The following is a 20,429-nucleotide window of genomic DNA, read 5'->3' on the forward strand; positions in this document are numbered from 1 at the left end:
GGCCGTTTGGGCTTTATGGGCGGGGAAGTCTGCCCAGAATGTCTTTTTCCAACCGACCGGCTGTGTCACGCAGCGCGATGGCTGCGGCTTTCATTGCCGCCTCGTCGGCTTGACCCGAGATGCTGATCGCGCTGAGGCCAAATCGCGGTTGCCCCTCGGCATCGCATGCGATGGCGGCAGAAATATTCAGCCCGACAAAAAGGTTTCCGAAATCAAAGGCGAACCCGTCAATTTTGGCGGTCTCTACGTCAGCCCAGTATTCGTCAAAGCTGGGTGGGTTCTGCCAGCGAAGATCATCAAAAGCTTTGCGGATTTCCAATTTGGACTTGGTGGATTGTGCCGCCACACACCGCCCGATCGCGCCGGCCAACGCAGGCAATCGTGCGCCGAGCTTCATATCGGCATGCACGAGGTTTTCAGGCGCGAACCGTTCGCTTAGCACGATGCGCCCGTTGGGATTTATACGCCAGAACGCGATGAGAGCATGATGCGCTTCCGCCAATTCGGCCAGCAAAGGGCGGATCAGGTCGTTCGGGCTTCGGCCCAACAGCGGGACGGACAGTTCCAGAACGCCCATCCCGATGGAGTAGGTCTTGTCCTGTGGATGGAAGGCAACCAGCCCTTCCTTGGTCAGCGTCTTTAGGATGTTGAAGGTCGTCGACGGGTTCAGGTCGGTTTCGCGGGCGACCGAGGCAGCACCATCAGGCACACCCCGACCGGCCAGATAGCGCAGAATCTTTACTGCATTCTCGACGGCTCCGACGAACTTTTGTGTTTCCATCTGCACGGCTTTAATTTCTCACTGTAGAATTGTCTTCTGAATAGGGAATTGTACTGAGGGGTGCAACAGGGTTTTGTCCCTTAGCGGTCAGTGAACGACGGAGGTCGTTTTTCACGAAACGCCGCACGCCCTTCGGCTGCATCGTCGCTCAGAAGCAACTCGGGCTGCATCATGCGCTCAAAGTCGAGAACGCGATTGATGTTGCAAGCGTAATATTCCTTGATGCCGCGGATCGCGCGCGGCGCGATTGACGACAGGCGGTCAGCTTTGGCCAGGGCGGCCTCAAGCGCGGCGCCGGGGTCGGTAAGTTCGTCTACCATTCCAATGGCGTATCCGGTTTCGGCGTCGATCGGGTCAGCATAGAGCAGGATCTGCTTCGCGCGCCCCAGGCCGACGCGTTGCGGCAGGGTTTCCAGCAGCCCATAATCCGGAACAAGGCCGACTTTCGGAAAGCTTGCCACAAAACGGGCTTTGCGCGACGCAATCACCGTGTCTGCCAGCATGGCAATGGAAAATCCCGCGCCGGCGGCCCAGCCTTCGACGGCAGCAATGACCGGCACCGAGGCGCCGATGATCTGGCCCGTGGTTTTCTTGGAATTGGTAAACTGAAGCCGCTTTGTGCCGCGTGTGGCCTCCATCGCCGAGATGTCGCCGCCAGAGCTGAAATTCCCACCATCACCAGTCAGAACGACAGCGCGAATGGTCTCGTCGCATTCTTGCTGCGCAAAGGCATCCTGAAGCCCGGAGGCGACTTTGGCGTTGATCGGGTTGCGCCGCGCCGGGTCCGAAAGCGTGATGACGAGCGTTGCTCCATGGCGTTCGGTTCTGACGTAGTCCGGCGCGCTGGTATCTTGGGTCGGTTTCACGGTGTCATCCTTTTATGCTGGGATTCCATTGTGCCTGCTCTGGCAACGATGTTCTACGGTGCTTCTTTGCGGGACAGGCGCATTGTCCCTTCCAGCACGTTCACGCCGTCACTGCGCGTGACGCTGACCTCATATTGCCCGGTCGCAGCATCTGTCAGCGTGGCCTTAGTGCGTAAAGCTTCTCCGACCGGGGTTGGTGCCACGAATTTAATTGCAACATCCTGAACGGTCAGCGCAGGGGTGCTGATCCGCGCGACAGACTCGATCAGCAGGTTGAGCGACATCGTGCCATGTGCGATCGGCTGCCCAAACGGTGTTTTGGCGGCGAACGCGGGATCAAGGTGCAGCGGGTTGAAGTCGCCGGTCAGCTCGGCATAGCTCTGTGTCGTCGCGGCGCTTGTGCGCAGCGTCATCGACGGAAGTTCGGTTGGATAACTTGTATTGCTCATCGTATCCTCCTCATGCGGCCCAGATCGAGCGGATCTTGCCGGTCATCGCCACGCGGTCACCTGCCCGAACGGTCACATCGAAATCCACCCAGCGTCGTTCGCGCTTCAGCTCCTTACTTCCGATACTGAAATCAAGAGACAGCATGTCACCATATTGTGGCATGAATCCCGAAAAGTTCAGCGACTGCATCGCATGAATATTGCCGGGTGGGCGGGGTTGGATTGCCTTCACATATCCATCCATCATTATGGCCACCAAAAGCCCCAGGGGCGCTTCTTCGGGGTTCGCCTCGCGGGGGCCATAGACATCCTGCCACAGCGCGCCCCGGTGCTGGCTTAGTTCTATTTCAATCGTGCCAAGCGAGGTGCCGATTTCAAAATCGTTGAACGTCCAAACGGCATTCGGGTCCGATGCTGTCATTCTTTCTCTCCCCATCGAGTATTCTCGTTAAAGAATACATCTCTCTATGGAGAGAGTTATCATGCGTTCTGACGCCATGCAAAGAGGTTTTCTGTCGCTGGAGGTTTGGGTGAAGCCGTTCACTCTGTGAAGCATCTCGGATTCCCACCCCACCCCACGCGACCGCACCTAGCGGTAAAAATGGCCCCGAGCCATTCGCGCTACAGAGGCGGTGCCCAACTCAATCTGTCCAGAGAAATCAGAGCCGCGATCGACAGACGATTTTCGCAGCAAAGCCGGGTCAACGGTAGGAAAAAGATTGCTACAGTATGATAAGTTAGTTTTATATGCGGTGACGAAAATAAGCCTAGATGCTCTAGAGACGATGAGATCGGTCTAGTGGGGTCAGGGCGACAAACAAGATGCTGTACAGTTGTTCGGCACATTCGGGATAGAAAATTGACCACGAACGAGACCTTAGACGGCAGCACGATTGTTAAGAAGTTCGAGGCGTTTGACCGCTTGGCGCTGCACGCCATCAGTTTGATAAGTAAGTTTCTGATGCTCTTTGCCGGGGTTGCCCTTGTCTTGATGATGACCCAAGTCACAGTCGATGTTGTGGGAAAATTCCTGCTCAACCAACCCGTGCCGATGACGTTGGAGTTGGTCTCGAACTACTACATGGTGGCCGTGGTGTTTCTGCCGCTTGCCGCAGTCGAGTTGATTGATGGCAACATCAAGGTCGATCTGATCTATACTCATCTGCCACGTGTCATGAAGCGCAGCTTGGATCTGGTCGCCTATCTGTTTGCGACGTTCCTGTTCTGGTTTCTTACCACGAGCACTTGGAATGTCGCGGTCAAGAAATACCACGTCGGGGAATTCATTATGGGATCGTATTCGGTTCCCATCTGGCAAAGCCGGTTCCTTGTCCCAATTGGCTGCGCATTGGTTTGCGCGCTTTTGATCCTGAAACTCCTGCGTACCGCCTTGCATCTTATCCGTCCTGACCTGGATGACGCCGATGGCCCGAATGCACGCCCAAGAGACGATGATCCGCTGGCAGGCACCGCAATTTAAACAACACAAATTGGATCGGCGGCATTTTGGGCTGCCTCCCAACTGACCATGAGAAAGTGTGACTCTTGGAACTAGCGAACGAGACCATCGGATTTATCGGCATTGCTGCGTTGCTTGCCCTTATCTTTCTAAGAATTCCCATTGGCGTTGCGCTTTGCAGTGTGGCGGTTATCGGAATCTACGCCATTCTGGGCGAACGCGCGACGTTGGGGATTTTGGCCCAAATCCCGTATGATTTCACTGCGCATTGGACGCTCAGTTCAATTCCGATGTTTCTATTGATGGGCTATTTCTGCTTCCACGCAGGGCTGACTTCGGGCCTATTTCGTATGGCGCGGTTGTGGTTGTCATGGTTGCCAGGGGGGTTATCCGTCGCAAGCATCTATGGTTCGGCACTCTTCGCTGCCGTGACTGGGTCGAGCCTCGCCTGCACCGCCGCCATGGGGCGTATCGCGGTTCCTGAAATGCTAAAGGCCAACTATGATAAAGGGTTGGCAACCGGCACAATCGCTGCCGCAGGCACGATCGGGTCGATGATTCCGCCATCAATTCTGTTAATCATCTATGGGATCTTCGTCGAGGAATCGATCTCCAAGCTGTTCATGGGCGCTCTTATTCCTGGCATAATGACTGCCGTCTTCTACTCGGTGATGGTCATTACTCGTGCATGGCTGAACCCCAGCCTGGCCCCGCGTGTGGTTGAGAACGTCACGTTCCTTGAACGGATTTACGCGATAAAGGACACGTGGCCAGTGGTCGCGTTAATTGTTGGCGTTTTTGGCGGGCTTTTCAGCGGGCTGTTCACGCCAACCGAAGCGGGCGCAGTTGGCGCGGCCCTGTCTCTTGTGATCGCGTTGATAAAGCGCGCAATGCACTGGAATATTTTCAAACTGGCCGTGTCAGAAACGTTGCGCACAACTGCCTCGATCTTCCTGATTGCCATTGGCGCGCAGTTGTTGACCCGCTTTTTCGCGCTGTCGGGCACGACGACGATCGTGGCCGAGCTCATCGCCTCACCCGAATACTCGCAGCTTCAGGTGATCCTGATTATCTCGGCGATTCTGGTGCTGCTGGGAATGCTGCTGGACCCGATTGGCATCATGCTGTTGACGATCCCGATCTTGCTGCCGGTGCTCGAGGCGCGGGATATCAACTTTATCTGGTTCGGCGTTCTGATGGCAAAGTTTCTCGAGATCGGTTTTATCACACCGCCAGTCGGTTTGAACGTGTTCGTCGTGAAGGGGATCGTCGGAGACGCCGTTCCGATTCACAAAATTTTTCAGGGCGTTTTCTGGTTCGTCGTCATGGATTTCATCGTGATCACACTACTGATCGCATTCCCCGAGATCATCCTGTGGCTCCCTGCGTTCGTCGGAGGGTGACGGCATCGTTCCCAACTCGAACCATGAATTTTGGCCATTTAGGCAACCAAACGCATAAACGACCCGAGCAGAAATTCGCTTGGTAAACCAAAAAAGGGAGAGAGAATATGAAGACAAAATTCACAGCAGCGGCGGCCGTGGCAGTCGCACTTGGTATCGCGACCCAAGCAAGTGCCGATACCAAGATTACGATCAGTAACTGGATCAGTCCCAAGCACCCCGTCAGCGCTGCGGGCTATCATCCGTTTATCGAAAAGCTCGAGGCTTCAGGCTTTAAAGTGAGCGCTTTTGAGGGCGGTGCGCTTCTTGGCGCAAAGCCGGCTTTGCCCGGGATCGGCGATGGCGTCGCGGATATGGGCATGCTTGCCATGACCTACTTCCCGGCCGAATTCCCCAACGCGCAACTGGTCGCGGATATGGGCCTTTCGACCCCCAACAGCCTTACAGCAATGGCCGCGGCGGCAGAATATAACCTACTGCATTGCCCGGAATGTCTGGCTGAATACAAGGCCGCAAACGTCGTATATATGGGGACCTATTCCTCCTCGCCTTACTCGATCATTTCGAAAGAGCCTATTCGTTCGACCGCTGACCTGAAGGGCAAGAAAATGCGCGTTCCGGGGAGCTTGTGGTCTCGTTGGGCAGAGTCTGTTGGTGGGATCCAGGTAAATGTTCCGTCGTCAGAAATGTTCGAGGGCCTCGACAAAGGCGCGCTGGATATCGCAATTCAATCGCCGGGCGCGCTTCGCTCATATGCGTTGTGGGACACAGCAAAATACGTGAACAACCTGAATTTGGGCACATACCACTCGTTGTCTCTGATGACGATGAACCGCGATTTCTGGGCCGATCTGTCTGACGAGGAGCGCGCGCTTATTCTTGGCGAGGCTGCGAAGATGAGCGTTGATGTCACGGAATACTACCTCAACTCCGAAGAGGAAGTGATCGCGTTGATGGACGAGCACGGCGTAGAAATGATCGACGCGTCCGCCGAGATGGTCGATACCAAAGCGCAATTTGTCGCCGGTGACGTTACAGCGATTATCGATACCGCCAAAACAAAATACGGTATCGCTGATGCAGAAGCCAAAGTTGCCAAGCTTAACGAGCTGATGGCCAAATGGAGCGGTATTGTTGCCGAAACTGGTGGCGATCGTGATGCGATGATCGCCCGGCTTCAAAGCGAAGTGTATGACAAGCTGCCCGCAGGTTTCGGCCTGAACTAACATCACATCATGGCGCGCTCTCAGCATGGGTGCGCCATGACGTCCTCAGCACATACGCGTGGTGAAATTTGTCGTGCGTCTAGTGCGTCTGAATTTGCAGCGCGCGTAAATTCAATATCGAGAAGTTAAACTTGCCATCCCAAAGTTCATCCGTCGCCACCGCCAACTCTGGCCCTCTGTCCGGTATTCGTGTGCTCGACCTAAGCCGTGTATTGGCCGCTCCTTGGGCCGCTCAAATCCTTGGGGACCTGGGGGCTGATGTCATCAAGGTGGAACAAACCACCACAGGCGACGACACCAGAGCGTGGGGGCCACCGTTTTTGCAAGACGGAGATGAGGCAACATTTGCTCCATATTTTTTGGCATGCAACAGAAACAAGCGATCAATAGCGATTGATTTGGCGAAACCCGAAGGCGCCGAGATTGTCCGCAAGCTGGCCGCTCAAAGCGATGTTCTGATCGAGAACTTCAAGGTCGGAGGGTTGGCGAAGTACGGGCTGGACTATGTGTCGATCAAAAAGGCGGCTCCCAATATCATATATTGTTCTGTTACCGGTTTTGGTCAGACGGGGCCCTATGCGCCGCGTGGCGGCTATGACTTTCTGATTCAGGCAATGGGCGGCATCATGAGCGTGACCGGCCCAGCCGCAGATACGCCAGGGGCTGAGCCGACCAAAGTTGGCTTGCCCGCCGTGGATCTTTTCACCGGGATGTATGCGGCCATCGCAATCCAAGCCGCCCTGCGCCACAAGGACCAGACCGGCGAGGGCCAGCACATTGATTGCGCCCTTTTGGACAGCGCGGTTGCCATGTTGGCCAATCAATCGGCGACGTGGCTCATGGGTGGCCCGGTGCCACAGCCGATGGGCAACGCGCATCCCAGCATCGTCCCATACCGCACATTTCCGGTTTCCGACGGCCATATTGTGGTGGCTGTCGGAAATACGAAACAGTTTATCGCGCTCTGCGATATTCTGGGGCGACCTGACATCGGCGCCGACCCACGGTATCAGTCCAGCCCCGGCCGCAAAGAGCACCGGGATGAGCTGGAAGCCGAGCTGACGCAGGAATTCGCCAAATGGACAAAAGACTCGATCATTGCCGCCATGTCGCAAAATGATGTCCCAGGGGGCCCGATAAACACCGTCGATCAGGTTTTTGCCGACCAACAGGTTGTCGCCCGCAAGATGCTTGAACCGACGCCGAGTACCGCCGGGACTGAATTGCCATTGGTACGTTTCCCCGCGATTTTGTCAGCTTCGCCCGCAACCATCCGGCGCGCGCCGCCACAGCTGGGCGAACACTCTGTCGAAGTTTTGTCCCAGGTGCTGAAGTTACCCGCGGATGAGATCGCCGCCCTGTGCAAAAGGGGCGTCATAGGGGCTGACAAGTGATAATCGATACAGGTGCTACTGAGCTCCCCCCGAAAATCGGACACTGATGTAAGCTACGATTTGTTTTCTGCTGATCTTCGACGAGAAGGAGATCAGAGATGTCGAAACGGAAGCAGCATGCGCCTGAGTTCAAGGCAAAAGTGACGCTGGAAGCGCTGAAGGGTGAACAGACGGTGGCCGAGCTGGCGAGCCGTTTCGGGGTTCACCCGACGATGATCCACACATGGAAGAAAGCGCTTCTGGAAGGTGCATCCGGCGTGTTCGAGCGTGGTGGCAAGCCCCCCCCCGAGATTGACGAGGAGCAGGTCAAGGAGCTGCACGCCAAGATCGGGGAGTTGGCTGTTGCCAACGATTTTTTGTCCAGAAAGCCCAAGCCGTGGAACGGAAAGTGAGGCGGGAGATGATCGAACCAGCCAATCCGGATCTGCCCATCGGCAGGCAGTGCCAACTGCTGTCGATCTCGCGATCCTCGTTCTACTACCAGCCCAAGGGCGAGACGGCGCTGAACCTCGCGCTCATGCGCCAAATTGATGAACAATTCCTTGAGACATCGTTCTTCGGTGTCCGGCAGATGACCTGACATCTGCGCAACGAAGGGCACCCGGTGAACGAGAAGCGGATCAGACAACTGATACGCCTCATGAGCTTGATGCCGATCTATCAGAAGCCCAACACCAGCAAGGCGGCGAAGGGGCGCAAGACCTATCCTGCGTGGTCTGCGGGTGACTCGGCCCAATCAGGTCTGGGCGGCGGACATCACCTATCTGCCAATGCGCAGGGGCTTTCTGTATCTGGTCGCGATCATGGACTGGCACACGCGCAAGGTTCTGGCTTGGCGTATCTCGAATACGCTGGAGGCCGACTTCTGCGTCGACGCCCTGAACGAAGCGATCCACAAGTTCGGCCCGCCTGACATCATGAATACCGACCAAGGCAGCCAGTTCACCTCCTTCGCCCGGACCGACCGGCTGCGGCGATCTGGCGTGCGCCTCTCAATGGATGGGAAAGGCCGGTTCCTCGATAACATCTTTGTCGAGCGGCTCGAGCGCTCGCTGAAATACGAATGCGTCTACCTGCATGCCTGGGAGACAGGATCGGAAGCTAAGGCGAGTGTCGGGAAATGGATCGAGTTTTACAACCGCAAGCGCCCCCATTCCGCCCTTGGCGGCGGGCCACCAGCCGTGGTCTATTGGCTGAGAAAAAACGAAACCCAAACCGGTCAGCAGGAGCAAAGAGTAGCTTAAATTACGCCAAAACCTGTCCAAACATTGGGGAGTAGCTCAGTGCGGCCAAGGCCACTGGAAGTCCGATCATGTTCAGGCTGCGCAGCAAGAAAGATTCGGCCCGAACCTGAACCTCCTACAGCTACAATTGACCTTCTCAGGTTAAATAAATACGGTCATCACGCATATTAATTCATTGCGACTTATGGCAAAATGGTTCGATGTCGGGTAGTGTGCCGAACTTGTTGGAAATGCTACTGAAATGGAAACGTCGCCTTGGCCAGAACTCAATCCAAACACTATCCCGAGATACGTGAAGGGATTTTGAAATCCGCTGCAAAGCTCTTCGCAGAAAAAGGATATGCAACCACCACGATTGTGGATCTGGCAACAGCTTGTGAGACCTCACGCGGTGCGCTTTACCACTATTACAGCTCAAAGGAGGATATACTTTTCAGTATCATCCAAGAGCATGTGGCGACGATGTACGAGACTTTAAACCGTGCAGCGGACCAAGCTGCAGAACCAGAAGAACGGCTAAGGGCTGTGGTTCGGGCGATGGTGGCGCTAAACGCAGATGGCAAATACGAGCAGATCGTTCTCTTGAACGAAATCAATCAGTTAGATCCAGAGCAACAAACGTCATTGCGTGCATTGCAACGTGAGATCGTGATCAAAGTGCAAGATCTGATTGCAGACGTCAGCCATGCCGATCAAATTTCGCGCGACAAGATGAAGGTTCTTACGATGATGTTCCTAGGCATGATCAATTATACCTATGTTTGGTATGACCCCCAAGGCGCAGTTACGCCTGACGAATATGCAGAAATGTCAGTTGACGTCTATTTGGGCGGACTTCTTGCCAAGGTTCGCGAAAGCTGAACGCGCGATCTCAACTTGAAAAGTGTTATCCATGACCGACGCGAAATTAATGAGCAATGTCCTTCAGCGGCTGGCAAAGACCTTTGACAGTTGGGGGGCGACAACGACGTTGGCGCAAATGCGTGCCGACTTTGATACGCTGCTGCAATCCGATGTCGTGGCAACCGCTCACCCTGTCAACGCAGCTGGTATTGACGCAGCTTGGCTATTTCCGGCGCAGGACAGCGACAATGTTGTTCTGTATTTCCATGGTGGCGGATATCAACTCGGGTCGATTTCCTCGCATCTGGATTTGATGTCGCGCCTTTCACTGACGTCGCAGGCGCGGGTATTGGGCTTTAATTATCGGCTTGCTCCGGAACACAAGTTTCCATCTGCGGTTGAAGATAGCGTCTTGGTTTACCGATGGTTGCTGGATCAAGGGATCGAGCCGAACCGGATTGCATTTGCCGGAGATTCTGCTGGTGCGGGATTGGCTGTCGCCACTTTGCTGCAATCTCGTACCGAAGGGTTGCCGATGCCGGCCTGCGCTGTTCTTCTTTCGCCCTGGTTGGATATGGAAGCCAAGGGCGAAACATTTGTTTCACGCGCAGCAGTTGACCCGCTTACGCAGCGCGACAAACTGCTCTTGATGGCACGAACCTATTTGGGGCGCGGAGGAAACCCTTTGGATCCGCTTGCCTCGCCCATTCACGGGGATTTGACGGGGCTACCGCCGATGCTGATCCACGTTGGGGACCACGAGACCATATTGGACGACTCCCGCGCATTTTTGCCTTTGGCCAAGAAGGCCGGTATCGAGGTGGAATTGGTGATCTGGCCAGAGATGATCCACCATTTTCAGGTGTTCCCTGAACTTCCAGAGGCGCGCCAGTCTGTTGAGCAGATTGGGAGCTATCTAAACCAACAGTTCGCTAGGGGCGTCAACGGCCGGGTCTAGGACGACCCGAGCGCCATTCCGCCTGAGACGCCAAGTGTTTCGCCTGTGATATATCCGGCTTCGGAAGAGGCCAGAAATGCAACAGCTGCGGCGACTTCGCCTGTTTCCCCCAAACGGTTCAGCAACGTCGCACCCTCCATTCCCTTCAACAATTTGTCGCCACCTGCCGCGACTGCTGCCTCAAGCAATGGCGTGCGAATAGGCCCTGGGGTAACCACATTTGCCGTTATCGCAAATCTCGCATTTTCCAGTGCCAGGGATTTGGTGAAAGCAATCAAACCGCCCTTGGCCGCCGAATAGACCGCCCCACCCTTGGATCCCATCCGCCCAGCTTCGGAGCCAATGTTGACGATCCGCCCATACCCTGCGGCCTGCATGGGGGGCAAAACGGCCAGAGTGACGGCAAAAACCGATTCCAAGTTTATGGCAATCAGGCGCCGCCAATCCGCCGGTGTCGTTTTGGTGAAAAATGCGTGCTGATCGACTCCCGCGTTGTTCACCAGAACATCAAACGGGCCCGCCGCGCTGACCTCCTGCGCTACAGCTTCAAAATCGGTCAGGTCTAGCCGCAAAAATGCTGCACCCGTTTCGGCAGCGAGATCGGCCCCAGCCTGAGCATCAATATCACAGAACGTGACGGCAGCCCCTTCTTGCACAAACCGCCGAGTGATCGCCGCTCCGATCCCTTTTGCGCCGCCAGTCACGAGGGCGGATTTTTCATGCAAACGCCCAGTCATTGTCACGACTATTCGCCCGTAAATACGGGCGCGCGGCGCTCGATAACGGCTTGCAACCCTTCAAGCGAGTCTTTGGTACCTGATAGTGCCGAAACTTCACGGGCCTCATCGGGCAGGCTCGCCTCGAATCCGCGCCCCATGCCGTTCCACATCAAACGCTTCGTGGCGGCTTGAGCCCGAGGCGCGCCCGCTGCGATCATGCGCGCCATTTTCCAAACCTCGGCATCAAGATCTTCATCTGGAACGGTACGGGTAACCAGACCTATACGCTCCGCCTCTTGAGCCTCGACAAAACGGTTTGTGAGCACCAGATCCATTGCCCGCCGGAACCCAACCATCTTGGTCAAAGTCGCCGTCGCGCCTGCATCAGGTGCCATGCCGACACGGGTGCCGCCAGCCATGAACTTGGCGCTGTCTCCGCAGATCACAAGATCAGCGATGCCGATCAGCCCCAGCCCTGCCCCGCCGGTTGCAAAGCCCTGGACTTTGGCAATCACCGGTGCTTCGAGGTTAACCAACCCAGACACGCAAATTTGCAGATAGGCTGTGGCCATGCGCAAGAAGTTTGGAAGCTCTTCACCTTTGGACAGAAACTCTTTGACATCGCCTCCAGCGCAAAAAATCTTGCCATTCCCTGACAGGATCACCGCCCGCACCCGTTTGTCGCCGTGAACCGTCATAATCGCCTCTTGCAGCGCCTTCATCAGGTCTATGTTGAACCCATTGGCCGACTCTGGTCGGTTCAACTGAATATTCGCGATTCCTTCCCCATAGGTCAGCAAAACCGGGCCGTCGCCAATAATCATTTCGCGGGCATCTTCGGTTGTCATATTATCATTTCCTAGCGTCAAATTCCGGGTAAAATGCGCCCAAAAAGAACTTGGGCTTCCGTGTCTTTCTTGGCCCCTACACGAGGAACGACAGCGTGTAGATCGCCTTGTTATTGTTTACTAACACGACCTTTTTATACGCCATCTTCAGTGCACCATCGACCCGGCGCAATGTGTACTCGTTGCGGGCAGCCCACATGGTATCGCCCCGCAAATTGGTCTCGAATATCTGAGCATTGCATACAACTTTGATGTCGTCGGTCGCCGACTTGAGAAACTCGAAATTCGAAATGATCCGCGCCAACTGCGAAGGTGGCGTTTGCGAATGCCGCCGTCCTGTTTTGAGCTGCCGGACCCGTAGCGCGATGCGTGAGCGATTGTCATAGACCATCGACATTTGTGTTTCGGGATCGATGTCGGTGCCATTGGCAGGCACCCAGTACAACGCATCGTCCGTCCACAGGTCCTCCCATGCGTCATAGTCGTGGATGTCCTGCAAACGGGCTTCGCGGAAGATAAACTGGCTGACTTCGTGATAGAGCTCTGGATCGAATTTTTTTTCAAATACGCGATCAGCACCGATCCATGCCTTGAGGATTTCGGGACCTGCAATGGCTTCTTGTTCCGTAGTCATTTATTTGTCTTCCATCAAAGAGCGGTAGTGTTTCCAAATCTCGCGCGACGGCAAATCGTCGGTGGCATGACCGATCAGGTATCCGTCTTCGTCATGCCGCTCACGATGCTCACCGCGCTTGAGATACAGATATTCTGGATCGCGAATTTCCAGACCGCGCTGATTGCGCTCGTACATCTCGGTGTCGTCTGCCAGCAGGAACCCCGCAGGGCCGACAGACCCCATGGTCTGCTGACGCAGGCGCCGGTTCATATCCGGCGCGCCCTTAAACTGCAGAGCCGTAACATGCTGAATGGATTCATTTGCGGAAACCGGCTGAATTACAAAAATCTGGATTTCAGCGATGAACAGGTTTGGGAAAATCATGATATGCGGCGTACCGTCAATCATGATCTCACGTGCCCTTTCAGGGCCGTAAGCCTCATTCATCTGTTGCACGTAGTCGGGCAGACGCTCGGGCTTGGTGTTAAACCAGCTTAACGGCTTGTCGCGGCGGCGAAACTCTGGGCGCGGATCAACCTCGGTGTGACCATTTCCAAAGCTCCGGGTAACCGCAACAGCATCCGCACCATAAAGATCCGTAATCCCGCTGTCTGCGACAGAAAAGATAGACGAGTGAACAAAGGCCGGATGATAGCCGTCGCATTCATTTTCCAGAATGAATTTCCAGTTGGCCTTGGTCCGATGCTGGAGGAATCCCGCAGTGATTTCGACCTCTCCGGTCGGGGAATTGTCGCACAGCCGATCCAGCGCAGTGATCGCCCCGCCAAGATGTTCTTCCAGTGTTGGCCCCTCGGCAGCCATAGATCCGAAAATGAAACCACGATAATTTGCAACGCGGGTGACTTTTGACAGACCCAGCTCTGACTTTTCGGCCTTTTGGTATCCGTCAGGAAAGGCATATCCGATCAAGGCGCCGTCGTTTGAGAAGGTCCAAGAATGGTATGGGCAAGTAAAGCTTGCCTTATTTCCCTTTTCCAACACGCACACGGCATTTCCGCGATGCGGGCAGCGGTTCAACAGAAGCTGCACCTCGCCTTTGCGGTCGCGAGTCATCAAAACCGGCATCGGGCCGAGCGCCTTTGTCACAAAATCATTGTTATTGGGAACTTCGCTTTCGTGACCGATATAGACCCACGTGGTGAACCAAATCTTCTCGATTTCTTCCTTAAAGATCGCCGTGTCATAGTACAGCGACCCGTGAACGCGGCCGGGTTCGATCAATGCATCCCATTTGTCAGCAAGCACTGGACCATCCATTTCGACTCTCCTTAAAAAAATTGAGTCTTTGCAGACCATTACGTGACCGCAAAAAACTTCAATAATAAACCAGACGTCCAACTTATAAAATGTAGAGCCATTTCGGTCAACCCTCATCACGGTCAAACCGCAACAAACAACAGCCCTCCAAGAACGGTAGCCTCTCGTTTGTGAGTGACACCTACGCCCAGCCGTGTCGGACAACGAAGCTGACCCACTATTTTTGGGTAGGCAACGAAATTTTGTTCTCGTCTTTACTTAATACGATCAGCCGGTTTATTAATTTTCCACAAGTGAACATGAACGCGTGCGAATAAGGTTGAGACCCAAGCACGCCGACAAATACTCAATCGAAAGGGCGCTTCGCGTTGGCACAACCACACAGGAATATTGAAAAAATCGTAATAGTCGGCGCCGGCCAGGCAGGCTTTTCAACGGCAACACGCCTACGCGCCAATGGCTACAAAGGGCACCTTACTATGATTGGTGACGAGGCTGACTTGCCGTATCAGCGCCCGCCCCTGTCGAAAAAGTACCTCACCGGTGAGATGGAGCGAAGCCGTCTACATCTGCGCCCGCAGGCTTTTTTTGATGAAAACGACATAGATATAGTGCTAGGGACACGTGTCACGCGGATCGCCCTCCAGTCCAAGACCGTACATTTTGACGGCGAGAGCTTGGAATATGATGCATTGGTATTGGCCACCGGGTCCACGCCACGGAAATTGGAAGCCGCACAAGGCGGCTACCTCAGTGGAATTCACTATATGCGGACCTTGTCAGATATCGACGCGATGGAAGCCGCTTTCAAAAAGGATGCGCGCCTGTTGATCATCGGCGGTGGGTATATCGGGCTTGAGACGGCTGCAGTCGCGGCGTCAAGGGGCGTTAAAACCACCATTGTGGAGGCCGCGCCTCGTATTTTGCAACGCGTCGCCTCTGACGCCACCGCCGATTTTTTCCGTCAGCTGCATAAGGCGCACGGCGTCGACATTCGTGAAAACACTCAGTTGATCAAGTTGACAGGTACCAATCACGTCAACGGCGCAGATCTTGGTGACGGAACCCATCTGGAGGTCGATTTTGTCATCGCAGGAATCGGCGTGCTGCCAGTGACATCTTTGGCCGACGAGGCCGGACTCGAGATTGAAAATGGGATCAAGGTCGACGGGTTATGCCGGACGTCGGACCAACATATTTTTGCAGCGGGCGATTGCGCATCTTTCCCTTATGCGGACGGGCGAATTCGTTTGGAAAGCGTTCCAAATGCAATTGACCAAGGCAACATCATCGCTGACGTACTTTTGGGCTCAAAAGACATCTATGTGGCCAAGCCGTGGTTTTGGTCCGATCAATATGATGTCAAATTGCAAATTTCCGGCCTAAATTCAGGCTATGACCACATTGTGGTGCGGGCCGGAGAAAAACCAAACACCCAATCAGTTTGGTATTTCACGCAAGGCCGCTTGATCGCGGTTGAAGCGATGAATGACCCAAAGGCCTATATGACGGGAAAGCGCTGGATCGATGCGGGAAAATCGCCCCGACCAGCCGATATCGCAGATCAGACCTACCCCCTAAGGGATATCGTTGTGCAGTGAGGGAGGGGGCAGTGGACTCATCTGAAGCTGAACCACTTGGTACCGAGCACTGAATAGCCCCTCCCCCAATTTGCTTACGCCAACTCAAGCAACAAATTCGGCAGCGCGAAATTCCCACCATCATTCGCCTGAAAGGCCAGGCAGTCTTCGGCGAACTTTGCATCACCGATACTCTCAAAATACGAATAAACACCACCTGTATGGCGGGCGAAATTCCAACCCAAAATCGATTGCACATCAGCCTCGGCTGGGCTCGCAATCACGCCTTCCTCCAAACACCGCAGAGCCTCCAGTACCTGCGCATGCAACAGTCGCGTCCGTACCTCGGACAATTCAGGCTGCGGGGAAGCAAGCGCAAACAGACCCGGCAGCCCGCTCCACAAACGCACCTGATCCGCTTCGTGTTCATAAAACCCTTTCCCGCCGACTTTACCCGCGCGGCCTTGTACGACCATTCTCTGAAACGGCTCAACATCCAGGCCGGTGTCTTGCAGCCCGATTTGGTCGGCAAGCAGCAGCGGACCCAATGACATACCAGCAGCCCGCGCCGCATTTTCGATAAGCGTCGGCGACACGCCATTTTTCAACAGCGCGCAGCCCTCTCGCAAATACGCCCGAATGCATCGATCCGCAAACAAAGCGCCTTCTTGGTTCAACACAACAGGCAAGGGGGCTGCCCCAGATCCATCATAACCAAGGTGGACCTGAATATCCTTGCGGTTGTCGCGGGACGACCGGAGTATCGTGCGGATCATGTTTTGCGCCACATCGCCAGAAACGACAGGGATCACTTGTGCCAGCTCAACCTTCATCCCAATGTCGAATGGCACGCGTAGCCCTTCGTAAACGCACGACAAAATCGCATGGGGTGCAGGGAAATTCCCACCCGTTCTGGCGTGGACGCTACCGGATAGCCCCATAAACAGGCGATGGGCAGACACGCTATTGATATCGATCCCGGGGACGGAGAAACCGCGCTTGTCCCACGATTGCGCGGTGGGATTGAGGCTGGAAAGCACCCAGTCATGCGCGGCACTTTGCAACAAATCCGGCGCTACGAGTTGATTGACCAGGCCCATTTCGTGCGCCTCAGCGGCGCTCACTTCGGTGCCGGTAAGCAAGAGAGGCAACGCCCTTTGGATCCCGATAAGCCGGGGCAGTCGCTGGGTCCCGCCGAATGACGGCACCAAGCCAAAGATCACCTCAGGAAAACCAAATACAGCGCTATCATTTTGCGCCGCAATCCGTCTGTGACAGGCCAGCGCAATCTCCAGCCCGACCCCCGACGTCGTTCCCGGCAGGGCCGCGACCACCGGCTTGCCCGAGGTTTCCAATTCACGCAAAAAAGCGCGCAATGGTCCGAAAAACTCCGCCACATCGCGTGGGGCCACGCCGCGCAATTCCTGAATGGCGCGCAGGTCAAATTGCTCCACAAAGCTATCCCCGCTCGCCGCAATAATGATACCGACAATTGCCTCATCGTTCAACAGTTCGCGCCCGGAAGCTATGAAACGCGCGATGCCATCAAGGCCCAGAGCGTTGCTTGCTGAGCCCGTCGTATCCAAAGTAATTGTGGCGACACCGTCGGCGCTAATCCGTGTTTCTGACAATAACCAAACTCCTTGATGAGAAAGAATAGTTCTATAATTCTAAGGGTAGAATTTCCGCCCTTTTTTCTCGGAACATCTTATTATTTCGGCCCTCTCGTCGCAATGAAAAGTGGGGGACATTTCGTTCTAACCACATGCTTTTCAGCACAAATATGACGATGGCCCACCCCCTCTTTCTCTGGGCAGAGCAGTCACACCGCGACGTCTGTGACGGGAATACTGAGCGCCATTTTGCATGGCAGCACACACATACATGTTGGCGGCCCACCCATCGAAAGCTGGGCCATATCTCACCCGCAAGCGCCTTGCTTCTTGCCTCCATATCGACAACGGCCAGTTGCTGCGCAGAAGAAAGCGCAGCCTTGCCAATTCAGCACCACCAACATCTATCACCACAAGACACAGGCATTTTTTTTTGCAAGACGCCGCCTTAGCATCTCCGCCGATTTCTAATGCATATTAGTATTAGTGCGAAAGGCACCCGTCAATCAGCAATATCGTCCATTTCCTCACTCGCCGCTCAAACCGATAATGGCTCTGCAATACCCATCCCGTCGGACTGTCATCACTGTTGTGGACGCGCAGAACCCCCTTGCCACCATTCTAATGCTCATTATAAACATAGCCAAGATTTTGCCCCATGAAGGTCGATCTGGCGATCGCCATCCACCAACTCAGATCCGTGGCGAGTATTCCCGGACCTGCCCGGTGGCGCAGGACATCAATGTAAGGGCCCAATGATGCAAACGATCGACGACGACACATTCGAACTACTGCTCGAAACAGTTACCCGGTTCACAAAAGAGCGGCTAATTCCTTGCGAAGAACAAGTCGAGGAAGAAGATGACATTCCGACTGCGATCATCGAAGAGATGAAAGAGCTTGGGTTGTTTGGCTTGAGTACCCCGGCAGAATATGGGGGGCTGGGGCTGACCACCTTGCAAGAGGCGCGCGTGATCGAGGCTCTGTGCTATGCGGCGCTGTCGTTTCGATCCCTGATCGGCACCAATGTCGGTATCGGTGCAAAAGGCATCTTGATGGACGGCACTGAAGAGCAAAAACAAGCCTATCTGCCGATATTGGCCACAGGCGAGATGATCGCATCATTTGCACTTACAGAACCAGACAATGGCTCGGACGCGGCCCATATTAAAACCATGGCAAAGCGTGACGGTGGTGACTTTGTAATCAATGGCACCAAACGGTTTATCACCAACGCCACCCGCGCCGGTGTCTTCACGCTATTGGCGCGAACCGATCCTGACCAAAAAGGCGCGAGCGGCGTGAGTGCCTTTATTTTGCCTGCCGATACGCCCGGCATCACGCTGGGGCCTGTTGATCGTAAACTTGGGCAGCGTGGGACAAAAACCTGCGATGTAATATTGCGCGATGTTCGCCTCCCAGCCTCAGCGATCATCGGCGGTGAGGACAATCTCAATCGTGGATTTCGCACCGCAATGAGGGTTCTGGACCGGGGGCGCATCCACATATCCGCGATGGCGGTGGGCACTGCGCAACGGATGCAGGACATCGCGACGGACTATGCGATCGAGCGCAAGCAATTTGGCGTTCCGATCTGCGACCATCAATTGGTGCAAGCGCTACTTGCAGATAGTCAGACAGATATCGCTGCGGCGCGGGCTCTGGCACACGCGACCGCAGCCCAACATGACCGCGATGGCAAAGCTATCATGGAAGCCGCCTGTTCCAAGTACTTTTCGACCGAAATGGCAGGCCGTGTCGCGGACCGGGCGCTTCAAATTCATGGCGGCGCGGGGTATATGGCAGACTATGCAATAGAACGTCTTTACCGCGATGTTCGCCTATTGCGGATTTACGAGGGAACAAGCCAAATTCAACAGCTTGTCATTGCCCGCAACGTGATTCAAAACAGACGCGCCTAAGCGCGATATCAAGGAGAAATACCATGAAACGCGCCGCAATTGTCGCCCCAACCCGCAGCCCAATCGGGCGCTTTGGCGGGGGGCTTCGTGACTTGGCAGTCGAGCATATGGGCGCGGCAATCGCTCAGTCTGTTTTTGAAAAAAGCGGCATCGATCCCTCCCTGATCGAAGACGTCGTATTTGCGCAGTCCTATGCCAACAGTGAGACACCTTGCGTTGGCCGCTGGATCGCGCTGAGCGCCGGGCTGCCAATTGATGTTCCGGGGATGCAGCTTGATCGGCGGTGTGGCGGTGGGCTTCAATCTATCGCCACTGCGGCGATGATGGTGCAGACCGGTGCTTGCGACGTAGTTCTTGCAGGCGGCATCGAAAGCATGAGCAACATTGAGCACTATACCACCGGTGCGCGCTGGGGCAAAAAGATGGGCTCTTTGACGCTGCATGACCGGCTTGACCGTGGGCGCGAGCGCTCGCAACCTGAAGAGCGTTTTGGCAAGATCTCTGGCATGATCGAAACTGCGGAAAATTTGGCGACCGACTATAATATCTCGCGCGAAGCCGCCGACGCCTTCGCCGCGCGCAGCCACGCACGCGCTGCAGCGGCATGGGACAGCGGAAAATTCACCGCCGAGGTCACTCCGCTGTCGATCCCCCAACGCCGGGGTGATCCGGTGATTGTGGATCGGGACGAAGGCATTCGACCTGAAACAACACCAGAATCATTGGCCAAATTGCGGGCACTCACACCCGGCGGCTGTGTTACCGCTGGGAATGCGAGCCAGCAAAACGATGCCGCCGCCGCTTGCCTCGTTGTCGCCGAAGACAAGCTGGCCGAGCTGGGGCTTGAGCCTATCGGCTTCCTGACTGGCTGGGCCGCTGCGGGATGCGACCCAGCGCGCATGGGAATTGGGCCAGTTCCAGCCACCCAAAAGCTTTTGAAAAAGACCGGGCTAACGCTTGAGCAGATGGATCTGATTGAGGTGAATGAAGCCTTCGCGTGCCAAGTTCTATCTGTCTTGCAGGCATGGGATATTGGCGACGACCCGCGCGTCAATGTCAACGGCTCAGGCATCTCACTTGGTCATCCAATCGGCGCGACGGGCGTGCGCATTATGACAACGTTGCTTCACGAAATGCAGCGGCGCGGCGCGCGGTACGGCCTCGAAACAATGTGCGTTGGTGGCGGCCAGGGAATGGCCGCTATTTTCGAAGCAGCGTAGGCATCGCAAT

The 20,429-nt window shown here is 55.2% G+C and carries 18 protein-coding genes and 1 pseudogene; 10 read left to right on the forward strand and 9 right to left on the reverse strand.

Annotation, left to right across the window (positions count from 1 at the left end; translation table 11 throughout):
- Positions 1 to 13: 13 nt before the first annotated feature.
- The 4 genes from BSF79_RS12695 to BSF79_RS12710 form a co-directional block, all read right to left on the reverse strand.
- Positions 14 to 781: an IclR family transcriptional regulator gene (locus BSF79_RS12695; RefSeq protein ID WP_090270201.1), complete on the reverse strand. Its 768-nt coding sequence runs from the start codon at positions 779 to 781 to the stop codon at positions 14 to 16.
- A gap of 80 nt (positions 782 to 861) precedes the next feature.
- Entirely contained in the window at positions 862 to 1,647 is a 786-nt protein-coding gene (locus BSF79_RS12700) for an enoyl-CoA hydratase/isomerase family protein (RefSeq protein WP_090270202.1), read from the reverse strand.
- A gap of 53 nt (positions 1,648 to 1,700) precedes the next feature.
- Positions 1,701 to 2,096: a MaoC family dehydratase gene (locus BSF79_RS12705; RefSeq protein ID WP_090270203.1), complete on the reverse strand. Its 396-nt coding sequence runs from the start codon at positions 2,094 to 2,096 to the stop codon at positions 1,701 to 1,703.
- Between the two features lie 10 nt (positions 2,097 to 2,106).
- Positions 2,107 to 2,517, reverse strand: a complete 411-nt coding sequence (locus tag BSF79_RS12710) for a hypothetical protein (RefSeq protein ID WP_090270204.1) — start codon at positions 2,515 to 2,517, stop codon at positions 2,107 to 2,109.
- Between the two features lie 438 nt (positions 2,518 to 2,955).
- On the opposite strand from BSF79_RS12710, the gene BSF79_RS12715 reads away from it, so the two are divergent.
- From BSF79_RS12715 to BSF79_RS12745, 7 genes and pseudogenes are all read left to right on the forward strand, one after another.
- Positions 2,956 to 3,576, forward strand: coding sequence for a TRAP transporter small permease subunit (locus tag BSF79_RS12715; RefSeq protein WP_090270205.1), 621 nt, complete (start codon positions 2,956 to 2,958; stop codon positions 3,574 to 3,576).
- Positions 3,577 to 3,686: 110 nt separating this feature from the next.
- Positions 3,687 to 4,958 (forward strand): TRAP transporter large permease, encoded by a 1,272-nt coding sequence (locus BSF79_RS12720; RefSeq protein ID WP_342741870.1) that lies wholly within the window; start codon positions 3,687 to 3,689, stop codon positions 4,956 to 4,958.
- 107 nt (positions 4,959 to 5,065) lie between these two features.
- The gene (locus BSF79_RS12725) at positions 5,066 to 6,184 is read left to right on the forward strand and encodes a C4-dicarboxylate TRAP transporter substrate-binding protein (protein WP_090270207.1); all 1,119 of its coding nucleotides are present in this window, start codon (positions 5,066 to 5,068) and stop codon (positions 6,182 to 6,184) included.
- A 131-nt stretch (positions 6,185 to 6,315) separates the two neighbouring features.
- Positions 6,316 to 7,578 (forward strand): CaiB/BaiF CoA transferase family protein, encoded by a 1,263-nt coding sequence (locus tag BSF79_RS12730; RefSeq protein ID WP_217650064.1) that lies wholly within the window; start codon positions 6,316 to 6,318, stop codon positions 7,576 to 7,578.
- Positions 7,579 to 7,676: 98 nt separating this feature from the next.
- Positions 7,677 to 8,822 (forward strand): annotated as a pseudogene (locus BSF79_RS12735) (IS3 family transposase).
- 255 nt (positions 8,823 to 9,077) lie between these two features.
- A complete protein-coding gene (locus tag BSF79_RS12740; RefSeq protein WP_090270208.1) occupies positions 9,078 to 9,683 on the forward strand; it encodes a TetR/AcrR family transcriptional regulator in 606 nt (201 codons plus the stop codon).
- A 31-nt stretch (positions 9,684 to 9,714) separates the two neighbouring features.
- Positions 9,715 to 10,623, forward strand: coding sequence for an alpha/beta hydrolase (locus tag BSF79_RS12745; protein ID WP_090270209.1), 909 nt, complete (start codon positions 9,715 to 9,717; stop codon positions 10,621 to 10,623).
- Here BSF79_RS12745 and BSF79_RS12750 read toward each other — a convergent pair.
- The 4 genes from BSF79_RS12750 to BSF79_RS12765 form a co-directional block, all read right to left on the reverse strand.
- On the reverse strand, positions 10,620 to 11,327 hold the full coding sequence (locus BSF79_RS12750) for an SDR family NAD(P)-dependent oxidoreductase (protein WP_217650065.1): 708 nt from the start codon (positions 11,325 to 11,327) through the stop codon (positions 10,620 to 10,622). The genes BSF79_RS12745 and BSF79_RS12750 overlap by 4 nt on opposite strands.
- A 41-nt stretch (positions 11,328 to 11,368) precedes the next feature.
- Positions 11,369 to 12,190, reverse strand: coding sequence for an enoyl-CoA hydratase/isomerase family protein (locus tag BSF79_RS12755; RefSeq protein WP_090270211.1), 822 nt, complete (start codon positions 12,188 to 12,190; stop codon positions 11,369 to 11,371).
- Positions 12,191 to 12,266: 76 nt separating this feature from the next.
- Positions 12,267 to 12,824, reverse strand: coding sequence for an aromatic-ring-hydroxylating dioxygenase subunit beta (locus tag BSF79_RS12760; RefSeq protein ID WP_090270212.1), 558 nt, complete (start codon positions 12,822 to 12,824; stop codon positions 12,267 to 12,269).
- Positions 12,825 to 14,165 carry an aromatic ring-hydroxylating oxygenase subunit alpha gene (locus BSF79_RS12765; RefSeq protein ID WP_217650066.1) on the reverse strand — a complete coding sequence of 447 codons (1,341 nt, stop codon included), beginning with the start codon at positions 14,163 to 14,165 and terminating at the stop codon, positions 12,825 to 12,827.
- A 308-nt stretch (positions 14,166 to 14,473) separates the two neighbouring features.
- Between BSF79_RS12765 and BSF79_RS12770 the strand changes: the two genes are divergently transcribed.
- A complete protein-coding gene (locus BSF79_RS12770; protein ID WP_090270304.1) occupies positions 14,474 to 15,685 on the forward strand; it encodes an NAD(P)/FAD-dependent oxidoreductase in 1,212 nt (403 codons plus the stop codon).
- A 74-nt stretch (positions 15,686 to 15,759) separates the two neighbouring features.
- Here BSF79_RS12770 and BSF79_RS12775 read toward each other — a convergent pair whose 3' ends face one another.
- Positions 15,760 to 17,295, reverse strand: a complete 1,536-nt coding sequence (locus BSF79_RS12775; RefSeq protein WP_090270214.1) for an enoyl-CoA hydratase-related protein — start codon at positions 17,293 to 17,295, stop codon at positions 15,760 to 15,762.
- A 740-nt stretch (positions 17,296 to 18,035) separates the two neighbouring features.
- Between BSF79_RS12775 and BSF79_RS12780 the strand changes: the two genes are divergently transcribed.
- Positions 18,036 to 19,199, forward strand: coding sequence for an acyl-CoA dehydrogenase family protein (locus BSF79_RS12780; RefSeq protein ID WP_342741869.1), 1,164 nt, complete (start codon positions 18,036 to 18,038; stop codon positions 19,197 to 19,199).
- A gap of 23 nt (positions 19,200 to 19,222) precedes the next feature.
- A complete protein-coding gene (locus BSF79_RS12785) occupies positions 19,223 to 20,419 on the forward strand; it encodes an acetyl-CoA C-acetyltransferase (RefSeq protein WP_090270216.1) in 1,197 nt (398 codons plus the stop codon).
- Positions 20,420 to 20,429: the final 10 nt, after the last annotated feature.

It is taken from the genome of Thalassovita taeanensis (genome assembly GCF_900110775.1).
Lineage (GTDB): Bacteria > Pseudomonadota > Alphaproteobacteria > Rhodobacterales > Rhodobacteraceae > Litorimicrobium > Litorimicrobium taeanense.